General features: G+C 58.3%; 11 protein-coding genes. 1 reads left to right on the top strand and 10 read right to left on the bottom strand.

What is annotated here, in order from left to right; genetic code table 11:
• Positions 1–4: 4 nt before the first annotated feature.
• Genes miaA through GQX66_RS28145 form a run of 5 tightly spaced genes read right to left on the bottom strand, consistent with a single transcriptional unit; the run spans position 5 to position 6,274 of the window.
• Complete coding sequence (miaA, locus tag GQX66_RS28125) at positions 5–976, bottom strand: tRNA (adenosine(37)-N6)-dimethylallyltransferase MiaA (RefSeq protein WP_085746507.1); 972 nt, start codon at positions 974–976, stop codon at positions 5–7.
• Entirely contained in the window at positions 976–2,883 is a 1,908-nt protein-coding gene (gene mutL / locus GQX66_RS28130) for a DNA mismatch repair endonuclease MutL (RefSeq protein ID WP_085746506.1), read from the bottom strand. The genes miaA and mutL overlap by 1 nt, the downstream gene beginning before the upstream one ends.
• On the bottom strand, positions 2,880–4,316 hold the full coding sequence (locus GQX66_RS28135; RefSeq protein WP_085746505.1) for an N-acetylmuramoyl-L-alanine amidase: 1,437 nt from the start codon (positions 4,314–4,316) through the stop codon (positions 2,880–2,882). Before GQX66_RS28135 ends, mutL begins: the two co-directional genes overlap by 4 nt.
• A complete protein-coding gene (gene tsaE / locus GQX66_RS28140) occupies positions 4,317–4,787 on the bottom strand; it encodes a tRNA (adenosine(37)-N6)-threonylcarbamoyltransferase complex ATPase subunit type 1 TsaE (RefSeq protein WP_007950729.1) in 471 nt (156 codons plus the stop codon).
• The gene (locus tag GQX66_RS28145) at positions 4,775–6,274 is read right to left on the bottom strand and encodes an NAD(P)H-hydrate dehydratase (protein ID WP_240872101.1); all 1,500 of its coding nucleotides are present in this window, start codon (positions 6,272–6,274) and stop codon (positions 4,775–4,777) included. The genes tsaE and GQX66_RS28145 overlap by 13 nt, the downstream gene beginning before the upstream one ends.
• 63 nt (positions 6,275–6,337) lie before the next feature.
• Here GQX66_RS28145 and queG point away from each other — a divergent pair, with 63 nt between their 5' ends.
• A complete protein-coding gene (gene queG / locus GQX66_RS28150) occupies positions 6,338–7,408 on the top strand; it encodes a tRNA epoxyqueuosine(34) reductase QueG (RefSeq protein ID WP_085746503.1) in 1,071 nt (356 codons plus the stop codon).
• Between the two features lie 9 nt (positions 7,409–7,417).
• On the opposite strand, the gene GQX66_RS28155 is transcribed toward queG, so the two are convergent.
• From GQX66_RS28155 to GQX66_RS28175, 5 genes are all read right to left on the bottom strand, one after another.
• On the bottom strand, positions 7,418–8,908 hold the full coding sequence (locus GQX66_RS28155) for a leucine-rich repeat domain-containing protein (protein ID WP_085746502.1): 1,491 nt from the start codon (positions 8,906–8,908) through the stop codon (positions 7,418–7,420).
• A gap of 343 nt (positions 8,909–9,251) precedes the next feature.
• On the bottom strand, positions 9,252–14,015 hold the full coding sequence (locus GQX66_RS28160; RefSeq protein ID WP_240872102.1) for an RHS repeat-associated core domain-containing protein: 4,764 nt from the start codon (positions 14,013–14,015) through the stop codon (positions 9,252–9,254).
• 91 nt (positions 14,016–14,106) lie between these two features.
• Positions 14,107–15,051, bottom strand: coding sequence for a hypothetical protein (locus tag GQX66_RS28165; RefSeq protein WP_146023251.1), 945 nt, complete (start codon positions 15,049–15,051; stop codon positions 14,107–14,109).
• 410 nt (positions 15,052–15,461) lie between these two features.
• Positions 15,462–16,493, bottom strand: a complete 1,032-nt coding sequence (locus tag GQX66_RS28170; protein WP_240872103.1) for a hypothetical protein — start codon at positions 16,491–16,493, stop codon at positions 15,462–15,464.
• Positions 16,494–16,791: 298 nt separating this feature from the next.
• Positions 16,792–17,403, bottom strand: coding sequence for a trimeric intracellular cation channel family protein (locus GQX66_RS28175; RefSeq protein ID WP_102716963.1), 612 nt, complete (start codon positions 17,401–17,403; stop codon positions 16,792–16,794).
• Positions 17,404–17,416 lie beyond the last annotated feature (13 nt).

A 17,416-nucleotide genomic window follows, 5' to 3' on the forward strand; every position in this document is an offset into this window, starting at 1 on the left:
GGACTCAGCTCAATATGGAGATCGTCCCAAGGTATTTCAAGGCGCGTGGCAGATTGTCGCAATCCAGACTGTCGAGCCAGTGTAAATCTTTCCAGCTGCGCAGCCAGGTGAACTGGCGTTTGGCCAATTGGCGCGTGGCGATGATGCCCCGCTCCTGCATCTCGGCCGACGTCAGCTTGCCATCCAGGAAGTCCCAGACCTGGCGGTAGCCTACCGCACGTATAGACGGCAACCCGGCATGCAGGTCACTTCTATTACGCAGGGCTACGACCTCGTCGATGAATCCCTGTTCCAGCATATTTGTGAATCTTTGTTTAATGCGCTCGTGCAGTACCTGCCGATTAGTTGGAGCAATCGCCAGGTTCGCGACAGTATAGGGCAATTGTTGCAGTCCCGATGCGGCCGCTTCGGTACTTTGTACAGATTGTTTCAGCCGCAGTTCAGTCATGCTCTGACCGCTGACCCGGTAAACTTCCAGCGCACGACTCAGTCGTTGTGGATCGTTCGGATGAATGCGTGCCGCAGACTCCGGATCGATGACCGCCAGTTGATCGTGCAGGGCCTGCCAGCCAAGGCGTGCAGCCTCTTCTTCGATTTGCGCGCGAACCTCGGGATCGGCCGCCGGCATGTCCGCCAGACCTTCGATCAAAGCCTTGTAATAGAGCATCGTGCCGCCCACCAGCAGCGGAATTTTTCCGCGTGCGGTGATCTCGGCCATGGCCTGGAGCGCATCGCGGCGGAAATCCGCTGCCGAATAGGCTTCGGCCGGGTCGAGAATGTCGATCAACCGGTGCGGAAACTCGGCCAGCAGTTCTTTGGACGGTTTGGCGGTGCCGATGTCCATGCCGCGATAGACCAGCGCCGAATCGACGCTGATCAGCTCGCACGGCAGTACCTTGGTCAGCTCGATGGCCAGATCGGTCTTGCCCGCAGCGGTCGGGCCCATCAGGAAAATCGCTGGAGGAAGCTGGCTCATCAACGACCGCGCAGGAACAGTTTGTCCAGATCGTCCAGGCCCAGTTGGGTCCAGGTCGGTCGGCCATGGTTGCATTGACCGCTGCGCTCGGTGTTCTCCATATCACGCAGCAGGCCGTTCATTTCCGGCAGGGCCAGGCGCCGGTTGGCGCGGATCGCGCCGTGGCAGGCCATGGTGCCGAGCAATTCGTTCAGATGTGCCTGGATCCGGTCGCTGGTGCCGTATTCCATCAAGTCCGACAGCACATCACCCACCAGACGGTTGGCTTCGGCCTGCTTGAGCAGGGCCGGAATCTGCCGGATGGCCAGGGTTTCCGGGCCAAGGCGCTGCAATTCAAAACCGAGGCGCTGGAACCACGCCGCATGTTCTTCGGCGCAATCGGCCTCGCGCTGACTGACCGCCAGGGATTCCGGCACCAGCAAAGGCTGACCGCTAAGGCCTTCGCTGGCCATGGCGATCTTCAGACGCTCGTACATGATCCGCTCGTGAGCGGCGTGCATGTCCACCAAAACCAGGCCTTGGGCGTTCTCGGACAGAATGTAGATGCCCTTGAGCTGCGCCAGCGCATAGCCCAGCGGCGGAATGTCTTCCTGACCGGCTGGCAATGCATTGGCGTTGGCCTCGGGCAGCGGCGCAAAAAACTCGCGGTACGCGGCCTGGGCCTCGGCTACCGGCACGCTCGATTGCGGACGCGGCGTGTATTGATACTGATAAGCCCCGCCAGCGCTGGCACCCGACGAGGTATTGAACGCCGGTTGCGCCTGCGGTTGCTCCAGCAGCGCATTGGCCGCCAGACGCATTTCGCCCTGCGGACCGAACTCACCGGCTTCAAGGCCGGTTGGCCGGACGATCGCGGTGGTGACCGAACCGGCAAGCTGATCTTCCGGCCGCACATCGCCGAGGGCACGGTGCAAGGTGCCATAAAGGAAGTCATGCACCATGCGCCCGTCACGGAAGCGCACTTCGTGTTTGGTCGGGTGTACGTTGACGTCTACTGCTGCCGGGTCGACCTCGAAAAACAGCGCGAACGTCGGGTGCCGGCCATTGAACAGCACATCGCGATAAGCCTGACGCACCGCGTGGGCCACCAGTTTGTCGCGCACCGCACGGCCGTTGACGAAGAAATACTGCAAGTCCGCCTGACTGCGGTTGAAGGTCGGCAGACCGACCCAACCCCACAAATGCAGGCCATTGCGCTCGATCTCGATCGGCAACGCCTGCTCAAGGAAGCCCGAACCGCAGATCGCCGCCACACGCCGTGCGCGCGCCGCGTCATCGTGGGCTTCGTGCAGGCTGAGGATGGTCTTGCCGTTGTGACGCAGATGGAACGCCACGTCGAAACGCGCCAGCGCCAGACGCTTGATCACTTCTTGCAGGTGATCGAATTCGGTTTTTTCAGTCTTGAGGAATTTGCGTCGCGCCGGGGTGTTGAAGAACAGGTCACGGACTTCCACCGACGTGCCGACCGGATGCGCCGCCGGCTGCACGCGGGGCGCCATGTCGCGGCCTTCGGTCTCGACCTGCCAGGCCTGATCGGCATCGCGAGTGCGCGAGGTCAGGGTCAGGCGCGCCACGGAGCTGATCGATGCCAAAGCCTCGCCCCGGAAACCCAGGCTCATTACTTGCTCAAGATCTTCCAGGTTGCGGATCTTGCTGGTGGCGTGACGCGCCAGGGCCAGCGGCAGGTCATCGGCGGAAATACCGCTGCCGTCGTCACGCACACGCAGCAGTTTGACGCCGCCCTGTTCAACATCGACGTCGATACGTTTGGCGCCGGAGTCGAGGCTGTTTTCCAGCAGCTCCTTGATCACCGAGGCCGGGCGTTCGACCACCTCACCGGCGGCGATCTGGTTCGCCAGCCGCGGGCTGAGCAGTTCGATGCGCGCAGCGTTCAGGACCTGATTCATTCTTTGGACGCCAGTTCGGTGCCGGGAATGGTCAGGTGCTGACCGACTTTCAGATCATCGCTTTTCAGATTGTTGGCGCTGCGCAACGTGGCCGGCGAAATCTGGTAACGCACGGCAATCATCGCCACGGTTTCACCCGGACCTACCCGGTGATCACGCGGCCCCTGAGCAATCTTGCCCGAATCACGCAGCCAGGCGATGTAAGTGCCCGGTGGCGGATTCTGCTGGAAGAACTGACGCACGCCGCTGCTGATCGAACGCGCCAGCGCCTGCTGGTGGCTCGCTGCCGAGAGTTTGTTTGCTTCGTTGGCGTTGGAGATGAAGCCGGTTTCCACCAGGATCGACGGGATGTCCGGCGATTTCAGCACCATGAACCCGGCCTGTTCCACGCGCTGTTTGTGCAGCGGGGTGACCCGGCCAATGTTGGTCAGGACTTTCTGGCCGACGTTGAGGCTGGAGGTCAGCGAGGCGGTCATCGACAGGTCGAGCAGAACGCCGGCCAGCATCCGGTCCTTGTCATCGAGACTGACGTTGCCGGCACCGCCGATCAGGTCGGAACGGTTTTCGCTGTCGGCCAGCCAACGGGCGGTTTCCGAAGTGGCGCCACGGTCGGACAGGGCGAACACCGACGCACCGAACGCGGCCGCAGACGGCGCGGCGTCGGCGTGGATCGAGACGAACAGGTCTGCGCCCTTCTTGCGAGCAATCTCGGTACGGCCGCGCAGCGGGATGAAGTAGTCGCCGGTACGGGTCAGTTCGGCGCGGAAGCCTTTCATGCCGTTGACCTGACGCTGCAACTCGCGGGCGATCTGCAGTACCACGTCTTTCTCGCGCTGACCGCGAGAACCGGACGCACCCGGGTCTTCGCCACCGTGGCCGGCGTCGATCACCACAATGATGTCGCGCTTGCCGGCCGGGGCCGGTGGCAGTTTGATCGCAGGCTCGGCCGGGGTGACCGGCACCGCAGGCACGGTCGCAACCGTTGGGGTCGGCGCAGGTGTCGGAGGTGGTGCGGCGTCAGCCGGGTTGTCGAACAGATCGACCACCAGACGGTTGCCATATTGCGCATTCGGCGCCAGCGAGAAACTTTTCGGGGTGACGGCTTTTTTCAGGTCGATGACCACCCGCAGGTCGGTCGGCGTACGTTGGGCCGAGCGCATGGCGGTGATCGGCGTATTGGCGGTCTGCACATTCAGCGGCGCGCCGAGGGTGGCGCCGTTGATGTCGATCACCAGACGATCCGGCGCGGTCAGCGTGAAGACGCTGTGTTGCACCGGGCCTGTCAGGTCGAACACCAGTCGCGTGTTGTCCGGCGCCCGCCACAGGCGCACGCTGTTGACCTTCGTCTCGGCCACAGCGTTGACGGTTACTGCCATCAACATCAGTCCAGCGGCAGCCACCAACGCGCGAAAGCGCATACCTAACCCCATCATTCAATTGGTTTCCAATGCCAAAGCGGCACACCAGGCCTCGCCGCGCGAGCCCTGGGATAAAATGGTCAGCGAACGTCCGCTGTCTTGCGGGCTAATGGTAATGGTCAGGTCAGGCTTTGGCAAAAAGCCTGCACCTTTATCGGGCCATTCGATCAGGCACAGGGCGTCGTCTTCGAAATAGTCGCGAATCCCGAGAAACTCCAGCTCTTCCGGATCGACCAGGCGATACAGGTCGAAGTGAAACGCCCGGACGTCACCGATCTCGTAGGGCTCGACCAACGTGAAGGTCGGACTTTTCACAGCCCCCACGTGCCCCAGACCGCGAATGATGCCCCGCGACAGCGTGGTTTTGCCCATCCCGAGGTTGCCTTCGAGAAAGATCAGACCATGGCCCTGGGTGATACGGGCGATGCGTGCGCCAAAGTCGCTCATGGCCTGTTCATCGGCCAGGTACAGGGTTACTTCAGACACGGTGCATGCTCCTCCAACAACTGACGAATGGCTGGAATCAGATCACTGGCCGCCAGCCCACGGCCGAATTTACCTTGTTGCGCCCCAGCGTTGGCGTGCAGCCAGACCGCCAGACAAGCCGCGTCGAACGCATTCATACCTTGGGCAAGCAGCGCGCCGACCAGACCGGCCAATACATCGCCAAGACCGGCAGTAGCCATGGCCGGATGGCCTTGATGACACAGCGCCAGACGACCATCGGGATGAGCAATCAGACTGCCTGCGCCTTTGAGCACCACCACCGCTGTATATTTTTCGCTCAACGCCAGCGCCGCCGCCGGACGATCGGCCTGCACCTCGGCAGTGCTGATCCCCAGCAGCCGCGCCGCCTCTCCCGGATGCGGCGTGATCACGCAATCCTTGGGCAGACTGACAAAACCGGAGGCCAGCAGGTTCAGTGCATCGGCATCCCACACCTGCGGCAGCGAGGCATTGGCAGCGGCCGACAACAGCGCCCGCCCCCAACTCGCCTGCCCAAGCCCCGGCCCGACCACCAGCATGGACACCCTTTCCAGCAGCCCCATCAATTGATTGGCCGAAGAAGTGCCCAGCACCATGGCTTCCGGCACCCGGCTCAACGCCGCCGGCACATGTTCCGGACGGGTCGCCAGCGAAACCATCCCGGCCCCGCTGCGCAACGCACTTTCGGTGCTCAACAGAATTGCTCCGCCAAAACCGTGATCGCCGCCGATCAGCAGCACATGGCCAAAACGCCCCTTGTGCGCCGCCGGCGTACGGGCCGCCAGACGCGGCAGGTTAATCGCGTTGAGACGTTGAGCGGCGGCTGGAATGTCAGTGAAGTTTTCGGCCGAGGCCTGCAGATCGTTAAACAGCAGTTCGCCGACGTGATCCGCCGCCGCGCCCGTGAACAGCCCGAGCTTCAGGCCGATGAAAGTCACGGTGAGGTCAGCGCGCACCGCATCACCCAGCGCATGACCAGTGTCGGCGCACAATCCGGAAGGAATATCGACCGCCACCACCGGCAGTCTGCTGGCATTGATCGCCGCGATCGCAGCGGCATAGGGCTCACGCACGTCGCCGCTCAGGCCGGTGCCGAGCAACGCGTCAACGACGATACCGCGCAACTCGCAGGACAGATCCCATGCTGCAATCGAAACGCCGTCAGCCACGGCTTCGGCGTGCGCCACGGCGGCATCGCCCTTTAGACGTTGCGGCTCGCCGACAGCCAGCACCTGGACCTGCCAACCCGCACGGTGGGCCAGCGCCGCCACCAGATAACCATCGCCGGCGTTGTTGCCGTGCCCGGCCAGCACCGTCAATTCATTCGCGGCCGGCCATTGGCGTACCAGTGCGCGCCAGGTGGCATGGGCGGCACGCTGCATCAATTCGAAGCCCGGCGTGCCGGCGGCGATCAGCCGTGCGTCGAGTTCGCGCACCTGCGCGGCACGGTACAGCGCGTCGGGTAATTGATCTTTAGTGTGCGGCATGCGTCTTCGGGCTCCGATGTCTGGCAGAATTATACGCACCTCAGCTCCGGTTTCTCTCGCCTCATGTCCGCCATCACCACAGATCTGCCTGCCCTCGCCCAATCCATCAAGGACTGGGGCCGCGAGCTGGGCTTCCAGCAAGTCGGCATCAGCGGTCTGGATCTGGCCGAGCATGAGCAGCACCTGCAACGCTGGCTCGAGGCCGGCTACCACGGCGAAATGGATTACATGGGCGCCCACGGCAGCAAACGCTCGCACCCCGAAGAGCTGGTGCCGGGCACCTTGCGCGTAGTCTCACTGCGCATGGACTACCTGCCGGGCGACACGCAAATGGCGCAATTGCTGGCAAAACCGGAAAAGGCCTACATCTCGCGTTATGCCTTGGGCCGTGATTATCACAAGTTGATCCGTAAACGCGTTCAACAACTGGCGGACAGGATTCAATCCGAGATCGGCCCGTTCGGCTTCCGCGCCTTCGTCGACAGTGCGCCGGTGCTGGAAAAGGCCATCGCCGAACAGGCCGGGCTGGGCTGGATCGGTAAAAACACCCTGGTGCTGAACCGCAAGGCCGGCAGTTACTTCTTTCTCAGTGAGCTGTTCGTCGACCTGCCCCTGCCGGTGGATGAACCCCACAGCACCGAACACTGCGGACGCTGCACCGCGTGCCTCGACATCTGCCCGACCAACGCCTTCGTCGGCCCGTATGTGCTGGACGCGCGACGCTGCATTTCCTACCTGACCATCGAACTGAAAAACGCCATCCCCGAAGACCTGCGACCGCTGATCGGCAACCGGGTGTTCGGCTGCGACGATTGCCAGATCTGCTGCCCGTGGAACCGCTTCGCCCGCCCGTCCGGCGAAAGCGATTTCAAGCCACGGCACAATCTGGACAATGCCGAACTGGCCGAGCTGTTCTTGTGGGATGAAGACAAATTCCTCAGCAGCACCGAGGGTTCGCCGTTGCGCCGCGCGGGTTACGAGCGTTGGCTGCGCAATCTGGCGGTGGGATTGGGCAACGCGCCTTCAACGATTCCGGTGCTGGAAGCATTGAAGGCGCGACGGGATCATCCGTCAGAGTTGGTTAGAGAACATGTGGAGTGGGCGTTGCGCCAGCATCTCGATGAAAGTACGTGATGCCCTCACTCACGAACTCTCCACACCACTGTCCTCACCTTCGAAGTCTAAAATCTGCGGTTGTATCTGGTTTTCTCCATCAACTTGAATCAGGACTCTCCTATCCAGGCCAGCGGCCTCGATATAGGCACTGACTCGCTGCAGAGTGGCCTCATCCAGCGGATTGTTTCGAAAGTTAAAATTGACCTGTTGAATATCCGGCACCTCAAAAAGTTCGTCTGGCAAGTGTTCAATTTCGTTATTGCGCAGATCGGCAAATGCCAGGCTTTCGCTTTCAAATAGCCCGACAGGCACCTCGTTCAGCCCCGTATCCGAGAGATAAAGACTGTCCAGGCGCCTCATGAATCTGAGGTCGGGCGACAGCCCGAGCGGGTTGTTGCTCAAGTCCAGCAGCGTCAGTTGTTCGATGTGGGCGAGGCCTTCGACGCTGGCTTCGGTGAGCCGTATGTCACAGTTGTCCAAGGTCAGCGTCACCAGTTCCCTCATCTGGTAAACCTCAACGGGAAACGATTTCAGGGCAAAGCCCGACAGGGTGAGATACCGCACACCCGGAAAACTCGCGAGAAAGGCGCTGTCTTCCAACGGGGCAGTGCTGGTCAGACTCAACTCGCGAACATGGCTGAAATCCGCCGACAAACGAGGCAGGCTGCCAAGTACATCGAGATCGTAATCCAGCGTCGATGGCGAATACGGATTGGCGCTGGTTGCCTTCCGGGACCAATTGTCCTGAAGTTCCTGTGCAAAACGCTCTCGGCTTGTTCTCTGCACGCCAATCTCGGTACTTGTCAGGGGCAACCCCGTGACCGGGTGCCGGGACGGCACCTGCCCGGCCCACGCGCCAAGATCCTTCAACAGAGTGAAGTATTCCGCTTCCAGCCGGGCCACTGCCAGCAGCGGATCACCCGTCAATCGCTCGCGGTGCATGGAAGTCCGAGCATCCTGGGCCATGGTCGGAAACAACGCTGCCAGACGCTCATCTACATTGCGCGCCAGCCCCGACGGGGCATCGCCTCGATCCAACGGGTTCCCTGATGCTATAGGGTGCCAGTACCTGCCCTCGGCGTCCGGCTCCATCAGCGGACCGGAAGCCTTGAGTTCTCTGGCGACCGTCGCGCGAAAAAGGCCGCTTTCGGTATCCCGAACCACTTGTACGAAATGATCGTCGGAAACAGCCACATACTGGCGCTGCTTGAACTCCCGAACGCCCTGCGCATCGACCTCGCCGAGATTTTTTCGGGCGGGCACCCGGTAGTCCGCGAAAGAAGTGGGCGAGGCAACTCCCGCTACTTCATTGATCGCGAAAAGCTCCACGCTCGGCCTGGGATTGGTTATCTGCGCCGTCGTGACAGGATCCGGCAGGAAAAGAGACGGTCGCGGATCCGGGCGATGCGGCAGGGCTGAGAGGGGAGAATCCCCTCTGGGCACACGATGAGAACCATCGGCAGCAGAGTCATTTATTTTGCTGGAGCCAGGTTTGATCCTGGGTGATTTGTCAGCCATGAAACTCTCATCCTTGAGATTGGGTTGCACTGATAACGGAGTGCTAAGCGAACCGTATCGAACGCGCAGGTCAGTCAGCCAAACCTGAATTGTCTGGCCCTCGAAAAACCATCATACCGCCGTGCTTGCTGCGCACTGTCGTACATATGTCTACCGCATGAGCCTGCATGCTCACACTGCAGCCTGGAGGCGCGTTGATTGCCTGATCAGTAAATTAAAGAGAAAAGGCGCCTTCAGCGATTCCTCTTGGAACCACCGAAGGCGCGACCGGATCATTCCTCAGAGTGTATCCGGCAAAAGCACGAGTGGGCGCTGCCCTCCCGGCCATGGCACGCCAGGCCCATCAAGCGCCTCGAACGGTATGACCAAACGCATGCATGGTTACCGTCCGGGTGTCATGGTTCGCAAAGAAAAACAGACGTGTGGCCTGGTTAAGCCTGATTTCCGTGTAACCCGTGTCATTGAAGTAACCTGGGTCGCGGAGCTGACGCGGGTTGGGAGACTTGAAAGGGACCATCTCATTGTAATAAGTCTTGCCCCCAAGACCATTTGCAGCTTCGCTTGGAGACTTTCCTCCGTCCTTGATTGCATCCTTGAAACGGAAGAATTTATCCCTTGAAATGTCATCAAGGTCTTCAAAGCCGGGAATGGCGCCTCTTCCTGTTTTTTGACCATCTACCGTCCCTCTGAAGCCCTGTGTCTTGTATGTCCATTTTCGTGGACCTGCGCTCGTTCCCGAAGTGCTTCGCCCCCCCATTCCACTCGCCATGGCTCTGGCGGCCTCGCGAGGATTAGTGCTCAACCCTGACTTGAAAGCCCCCGCCAACCTGCTGGCACCTTTGATAGCCTGACCCGCCAGGCCGGCGCCAAGGGATGCCAACCCAAGTCCCAGACTGATGTAGCCAAGGACGTCACCCGCCGAAGAATCCGGGGCCAGTTCATGAGCCAGCTCGCTGGCGATAGCGGTAACACCCGAGGCGACTCCCAGCCCGATGGCCAGCACACCGAGTGGCGAGGCCGCTCCCAGCGTCAGAAAACTCACCGCAGTCCCCAGTGCTGCTAGCGCAACCCCGGCAATCGACTGCCAGGAAACATGCCCCGTAGGATCCACTCGGTTAACCGGATCGCCAAGGCAATACGCGTAAGCATTCAAGCCGCCTGCATCGAACGGACTCAGGCTGTCCGGGCTGATGAAGCGCATCAGTGTCGGGCTGTAGGCCCGGTAACCATTGCCCAGCAGATACAGACCGGTGACTTCATCCAGTTGCTCGCCATTGAAACCCGCCTGACTGAACAGGCCTCCCTCGACAGGCCGATGCCCGTAGGGACTGTAGGCGCTGTCGAGCGATTGTTCGCCATGCGAGCGACTCAGCACGCTCTGCTGCTGGTCAGCCCCGAAAAGCCGGATACCCGCATCCGCTCCCAGTTGCTGCTGTCCCAATATCAGACGGCCGTGTCGCACGACACTGCGTGATTCAGGACCACTGACTTCGTTGCTCATTTTGTTGTGGTGATAGAAGCGCTGCACCGCCGACTTTCCGGATTGCGACAGCTCGACCAGCCGATCGAAGCCGTCGTATCGGTAACCACGCAGGACCTCCCCACGTGAATCGATAACCTGAGTCAGGCGGCCAAACGTGTCGTAGGCCAGAGTACGGCCCTTATCGTCCTTGATCATCCGGCCGTTGGCGTCGTATTCCAGGGTGACCGGTGCCGGATAGTCGGCATGAGAATGTTGAACCCCGACCAACTGGGCCGGATCCTGTTCGCTGAAACTGAACGTCGTCACGTTGACACCCAGAGGGAACGTGGTTTGCAAGGAGAGAATGTTATCCAGCGCATCGAACGTGAATGTTTGCTGGATAATTTCCTTGCCATAAGGGTCCCGCGGTCGCTGGATCCCTTCACAGTCGTACTGGATGAGTCGACCGCGTGCATCGTAAGAAAACCGCTCATCGCGCAACACCATGAAGCCGCGTTTGAGAACCTTCTGCGCCAGCTTGCCCGTCACGGTGTAACTGGAGCTCAGCGTTTGAGAGGGTAACCCGTTGACTTCAAAACGGCGGGTCAGCTCACGACCGATATCATCGTAGGTCAGATGCGTGAGGATATGATGCCCGGACAGGGTATCCCGGGTTTCGATCCGCTCAAGCAAACCAGCCTTGCCATAGAAGTATCGAGTTTCTATCGGGCCTTGCCTGTGCAAGGTTTCGCGCCCCCAGATGTCGTACTCGGTTTTGTGCCGCGTGCCCGACACGTCCACGTGTTCCAGAGGGCGCCCCGCCAGCGAGTAGGTATGGGAGGTCGTCCGGCGCTGCCCGTCAAAGCGGGTTGTTTCCGACTTCAGACGCCCGGACGGAAAGTACTCGAACAGATTCTCACGTCCTTGCTCGACGCAACTTTCCATTCTGCCGTTTCGTTCATCGTAGGTGAAACGGGTAAGCCCTCCGCCTCCTGTTAGCGCTTTGCGCTCAGTCAAGGCGCCACCCGGACCCGATGAATAAACAAACTCGGTCGTTTCCCCTGCCGCACTCGTGTGCGATGTGGGCTGAGTCTTGCCGGCCGGATAAACTGCAACTGACTTGCGCCCGCCCACCGAAAGCTCGGTCAGCCGATTCAAACCATCGAAGACTTGCTGCCCCAACAGTTTCCCGGCGACTCTGATCGCGACCGGCAAAACCTCGGTGCTGTGGACGGCAAAATCGGTCTGCACCGCATGCCCGTCCGGCAAAACACTGCGAAACAGTCGATCGTACGCATCGTACTCATAACCGGTCCTGTTCCCGGCGGGGTCGGTTTGACAGATCGTTCGACCCAATCCGTCGTACTCAAAGACGGTTTTGCCAAGGCTTTGCGCCTTGAGGTCGAAGACTTCAAGGCTGTCCGGCTTGCCGAAGGCATTGAAGACAGTGACAGTTTTACCCAGGCCTTGCTGCCAGCACTTCTGCTGGCGAGCCACCGGGTCGAACTCGTTATACTCGACTCGCCCGTCGGCATGGCGAGTCTCCTTGATCTGACCCCAGTTGTCGTAAAACACCTGCGATTTCACAGGACGTGCAACACCGTCCCACCAGTCGGTGCGGGTCTGCTCAGTCAGTCGTCCGACCCCATCATGGAGCGCGGCATAGACCGCTCGCATCGGAAATGAGCCTGCCGGATCCGGGTTGTCGCAATCCTTTTCTTCAACGCCTATGACCCTCCCCAACGCGTCATAGGTAACTTTTTGCATGCCTCCCGACGGATCGGTCAGAACCACCGTGGCCGGCACGTCTACCTTGGCCGTTTCGTGACGCCATTGATACGAAGCAACATTCGTCGTGCCAGAGACAAGCGTCTTGCGTACGCGACGTCCAAGCTTGTCGTATTCGAATGTAACCACACTGTCGTCAGCATCGCGCTCGGACAGCGTCAAACCACTCAGGGTGGAAAGCGTTTGCTCGGTCGAACTCGCTGTACCGTCGAACCCCTGCAAGGTTGTCTTCAGCCGCAGGGAGAAATCGTCGGTCGTGTAGGCATGCTTGATACAAGTCGTCGTGCCGTTACGAGTGACCTTCTGCTGCTCCAGGAGGCCATGTGTAAGAGGGTTGTCCGGTGTTTCCAGATAAGTCAGCGCAAGGGTCGAACGAAGAACTTCGCGATCTGCGACCCACTCGAAAGATTTTTCCTCGACAGGCACCACACTGGCCAGCGTCCCGCCCTTGAGCACGGAGAGCAAGGCATAGCGATAACGCGTGACGATGGACGCACCGCCACCCGTCGCGGGAGCCACGGTTTTTTGCTTCAGGAAGCGGACAAACTCCAGCGGATCCGCTGGACAATCCGGTGTCTGGGTCGCCGGATAGTATTCAAATCGCGTTGTCACCCCGTCCGCCCCGACCTGTTTGAGCAGGTTGCCGATGGCATCGTATTCAGTGACAGAGGCCTCGGAACGCTTCTCTTTTGTCGTCAGGTCCTCGTAAGTCAGGGTCTGGACTTCAGGCATCCGGAACTGCGCGGGCTGCTGGGTGAAAGGCAGTCTCACGTCACAGTAGTACCGCGTTGCAACTGTTGTTTGCGCATTACCGCAAGTGGTCACCTCGGAGATCAACAAATGGAACTTGTTGTAGGTTCGCTTGATACGGGTGTGGACTTTGTTCCCGACAATCAGCCGCTCTTCGCTGGAGTACTGATAGCCCCCCACGGCGCGGAAAAGAGGATCGCCATCGTCCTGGGGATCCGCTGCAACGCCGTGCCCAAGGTAATTATGGTCCGAATAGGTGTAGATCTTGCTGACCTTCGGTTGCCCGTATCTGGCGTAAATATCGTGGGCAATGACGCAAGGCAGGCTTTGATCACCCTCGACGGTCGGAAATAGATGGCCGACTTCCTTGTAGCGAATGTTTTCCACGGCACCCAGGGGCGATTCAACTCGGGTCAGATAACCGTCTGCGTACTGCAGCTTCCAGCCCCCACCTTCCGGCAAATCGATGGCGTTGACCTGATCGTTTCTGAGCGTCAGAGCAAACTCAGCGCTGGAGGGCGTCTCCGGATGCCGGGTCAGAATCACCCTTGTGTCTTTGCGGGCGATCTTGAGCAACGTTCTTTGGAAGTCGCTGATCTCGATCAGCATCGGCTGCTCATTGAACGTCCTGTACTTCAGGGAAATACTCACGCCATTGGCTGCGAATATCGTCTCGGGAACCGCGATGTTGGTCGCCCCATGGACCCTGAGCACTTCACGTCGACCATCCTTGTATCGGATCTCGTATCGTCCATCAGCAGTTTTCAGAACCTTGGCGCTTTCCAGCTTCATTTCCTTGAAATGCAAGGCTCCCCGCGACTCGACAGCTTTGTAGCGCTCGCCGCTGGAGAACGTCATAACCTTACTGCGCAAGTCATAATGGGTGATCGACAAGGACCAGCCAGCGCCATAACCGGCATTGCGCGAATTCAACGGATTGAAATTCAGCGCAAGATTGAATGAAGGGCCGTTAAGGTCGACGGACTGAATAGACCCAAGGGATAACGAACAGGTATAAACGCCGGTTCTGGGATCGACCCCGCCGGCTACAAAATCACCAAAATTGAATGCATTCGAATGCACGGACTCCGGAGAGTGGTTACTCATAACTAACATCCTGTCATTTATTTGCGACAAACTGTTTGCGCAAGAAGATTGCAGAGCAACGCCAAGAGAGCGTCAAATTGAAAAATGCATTTCAACTTAATGTGAATGACCGATTTGCAATATCCGGGTTTATACGTATCCGATGTTCGGTGCCATACTCGTCGTAGACATTTAGATCCAGAAACTCCCGGCGTATCACCTTACTTTGGAGTTCTGCTGTTATATGGGTGATTATCGAGATCGTACCGGGATCCTGACGCAACGTCCGAAAGCCACTCGGCGTGCGCGCGGTCACCTGATCGCTGAAAGCAGGACCAATGTAACCGATATAACTTCTCAAACCGGCCGACACTTTTGTTGCATCGCCGGAATAGAAAAACTCGCTTGCATATTCGGTTTCCTGCTGTACCGTCCCGCTGGACCATTCGAGCAAATGAATCAGACGACCTTCTGCGTTTAAGGTCAGACTGTGCTGCTCCATCCTTTCAAACAGACCTGGCCGATCCAGCACCCTTGTCCTGGCCAGCATGAAATTGGCGATCGGATATTGCCTGGGTGAGATGGCCTCCAAGGTGATACTGCTGTCGCGTCCGTCCTGGCCGTTGCTTCGATACCTTTCGCCATCCAGGATGACCTCGGCAGCAATCTGCATCGACCCCGAGCGACTGCTGGAAACCCAGTACTCAAAAACCTGGACGACCTCCGAAGGGTCGGACAATCGATTGCCGGCGGCAGGCACCAATGGCGAGACCCGTGCGTGCCCCCCCTTAATGTCGTGGGCAAAATGATTCTCCCGGGAGCTCGCTGTCCAGTCACCTGTCAGCGGTGCGGCGGAGTTATAGTCAATCAACCGAAGTGTCTCCAGAGCAGAGTGGCCATGGAGCGAAACAGCGTTGCCTTGCGCATCTTCACCAGAAATCAGCACCAACACCCGAATCTGCATGCGACCGTTGGCATAAAGTGCTTTATGGCGAATGGCCGCCGAAGAATCGAACTTCACTTCAATACGCTGGATAATCAAACCTTCTTCAGACATATCAAACCCCTTAAACAAAAAAGTTATCGCGAAGCTTGAATAGCATTCACGCCAACTCATTGATACACGCTCCAAAAACAAATAAAACAGACAACCAGTGACAACATGTAATCACACACAATGAAACAACGATAAACTCACTTCCGACTCTGAACTGCTCAATACCCTCTTCAACAAACGGACATTTAATTACGCACAATAAAAAACCGTTTTCCCGCAATCATTTAAAACTGCGAGAAAACGGCTAAATTAACCGTAGCAACAAATCGGGCGATATCAGAAAACCAAGCGCGCGCTGCCACGCGCACCTCCAATCTATAAAGGCGTCGGCACCGCTGTATATTTAATTGGCAAGGTCGGATCCTTTTCGACGAAAAGAACTCAAGTAGTGAATGCACCTCGCCGCAGACTCATCCCCGTTCCAGAAAGAACTCACGCTTTTCAGAGTTGGTCCGAATGGCCAACTTGTGCTCCGTGCCATACTGGTCGATTGCGACAAAGGGAAACACGCCATCCGCACTGGATTCGGCCGCCGTATATGCGAACTCGGAAAGTGCTTGCACGACGGTCAACTCGCCGTGACGATCATTGACTCTGACGACATACTCTTTGATCTTTGCCGAAGAATCCAGAGCGTGATCTCGAAATATATAATTTACAAAGGTATTGTCATTAACAGGTAGCGCAACAGTGACATCAGTTTTATTCGGCCTTACCAGAATCCCCTTCAAATAGTTGGTTTTCGACGCATATATCCAGTTGCCATAGGCAAACTTGACATCATCCGTACCTTTCGAAGAAACCCAGTCCACCAGTTTGATCTGCTGTCCCTGATAAACAAGTCCGAGATAGTAGTTCCAGATCCGGTTTCCCGGCTCCTCATTGCCTCGTCTGTTCGAAGTCCAGCGAAACTGTTCTACCGAGTAGGTAACCGGCACCTGAGCGTCCAGAGTGACACTGCTGTCCTGAAAACCGGAAAGACCGGTTCCATTGCTTCGGATAGTTGCCCCGTTCAAAGAAACACTTGCCGCGATTTGCGTCGTGCCGCTACCCGAGGACGATACCCAGAATGTGCGCACTTGCGGGTGCATACCATCATCCGGCTCATCGTCAGAGGGTTGTGCTGCATCCTGTATCACCGGCGCTTCCAGCGTAAATCGACCTTGTTCGGTACTGGCACTCCAGCCATCGCGCAAGGTTCTCCCGGTGTTGTAGTGAATAAGTTCAACCGTATTCATGACTTCTGCTGGAACCAGAATGCGATCCCCGTTTCCATCATAACCCGATACCAGCACCTGAACCTTTACTTGCATACGGCCGTTGCCGTACAGCACTTTACTTCGCGTTAATGACGAAGAGTCGAACTTCACCTTCAAGTCGATATTGTCCAGCCTTTCAGGATGGATCAACTGGCTTCCTGATACTTCGTTAAGCTCACTCATATTTTTACTCCTTGTGTTTGACGTCATTCCATACCTCGCAAAGCAAACGCGAAGTGAGACATGAATAACATGCAACCACAAACCGGCAAAAATTTAAATGTAAGAACCTGTAGCTAAAATGAAAGCAGAATCAGCAATTTGAAAAACCCGGCCACATTACCTCCGAGATACATTCATCATGAAATGTAAGTTCGAAAGAAAAAAACCACGAAGAACGTAAAGCAGCCGCACTCGACAACACAGATAGCGAAAAAATCATTCGCTGGCAGAACAGCTACGAATTCATTTGCGCAAGGTCTCAATGTTCGTCGTTATAAACGAACTTCGGCATTTCCCAATGAAAACGAATCGCCAGCAGGCGCAACAGGAAGCCACCAAACAGCGTGATCAGAATCGCCTGCTCGCCCGGCACGTTCAGGAACAGACACAGCATGTAGCACCAGGCCGCAGCGAACGAGACGCTGGCGTACAGCTCACGGCGGAAGATCAGCGGGATGTCGTTGCAGAAGATATCGCGCAGGATGCCGCCGAACACGCCGGTGATCACACCGCTGACCGAGGCCACCAGCATGCCGTGGCCCATTTCCAGGGCGGTCATGCAGCCGATCAGGGTGAACGCCACCAGACCGACCGCGTCGAGCACGAGAAACAGCGAGCGCAGATGGCGCATCCAGCGAGCCGTGAACACGGTGATCATCGCCGCGACTGTGGTCAGTATCAGATATTCCGGGTGTTTGACCCAGGTCAGCGGGTAATGCCCGAGCAGCACGTCGCGCACCGAACCACCACCCAATGCCGTGACGCAGGCGATCAGCACCACGCCGAACCAGTCCATGCCGCGACGGCCCGCAGACAGGGCGCCGGTCATGGCTTCGGCAGTAATGGCGACGAGATAGAGCATCAGCAACATGGTGGCGATCCTG

It is taken from the genome of Pseudomonas sp. B707 (assembly GCF_022496685.1).
Taxonomy (GTDB): domain Bacteria; phylum Pseudomonadota; class Gammaproteobacteria; order Pseudomonadales; family Pseudomonadaceae; genus Aquipseudomonas; species Aquipseudomonas paraglycinae.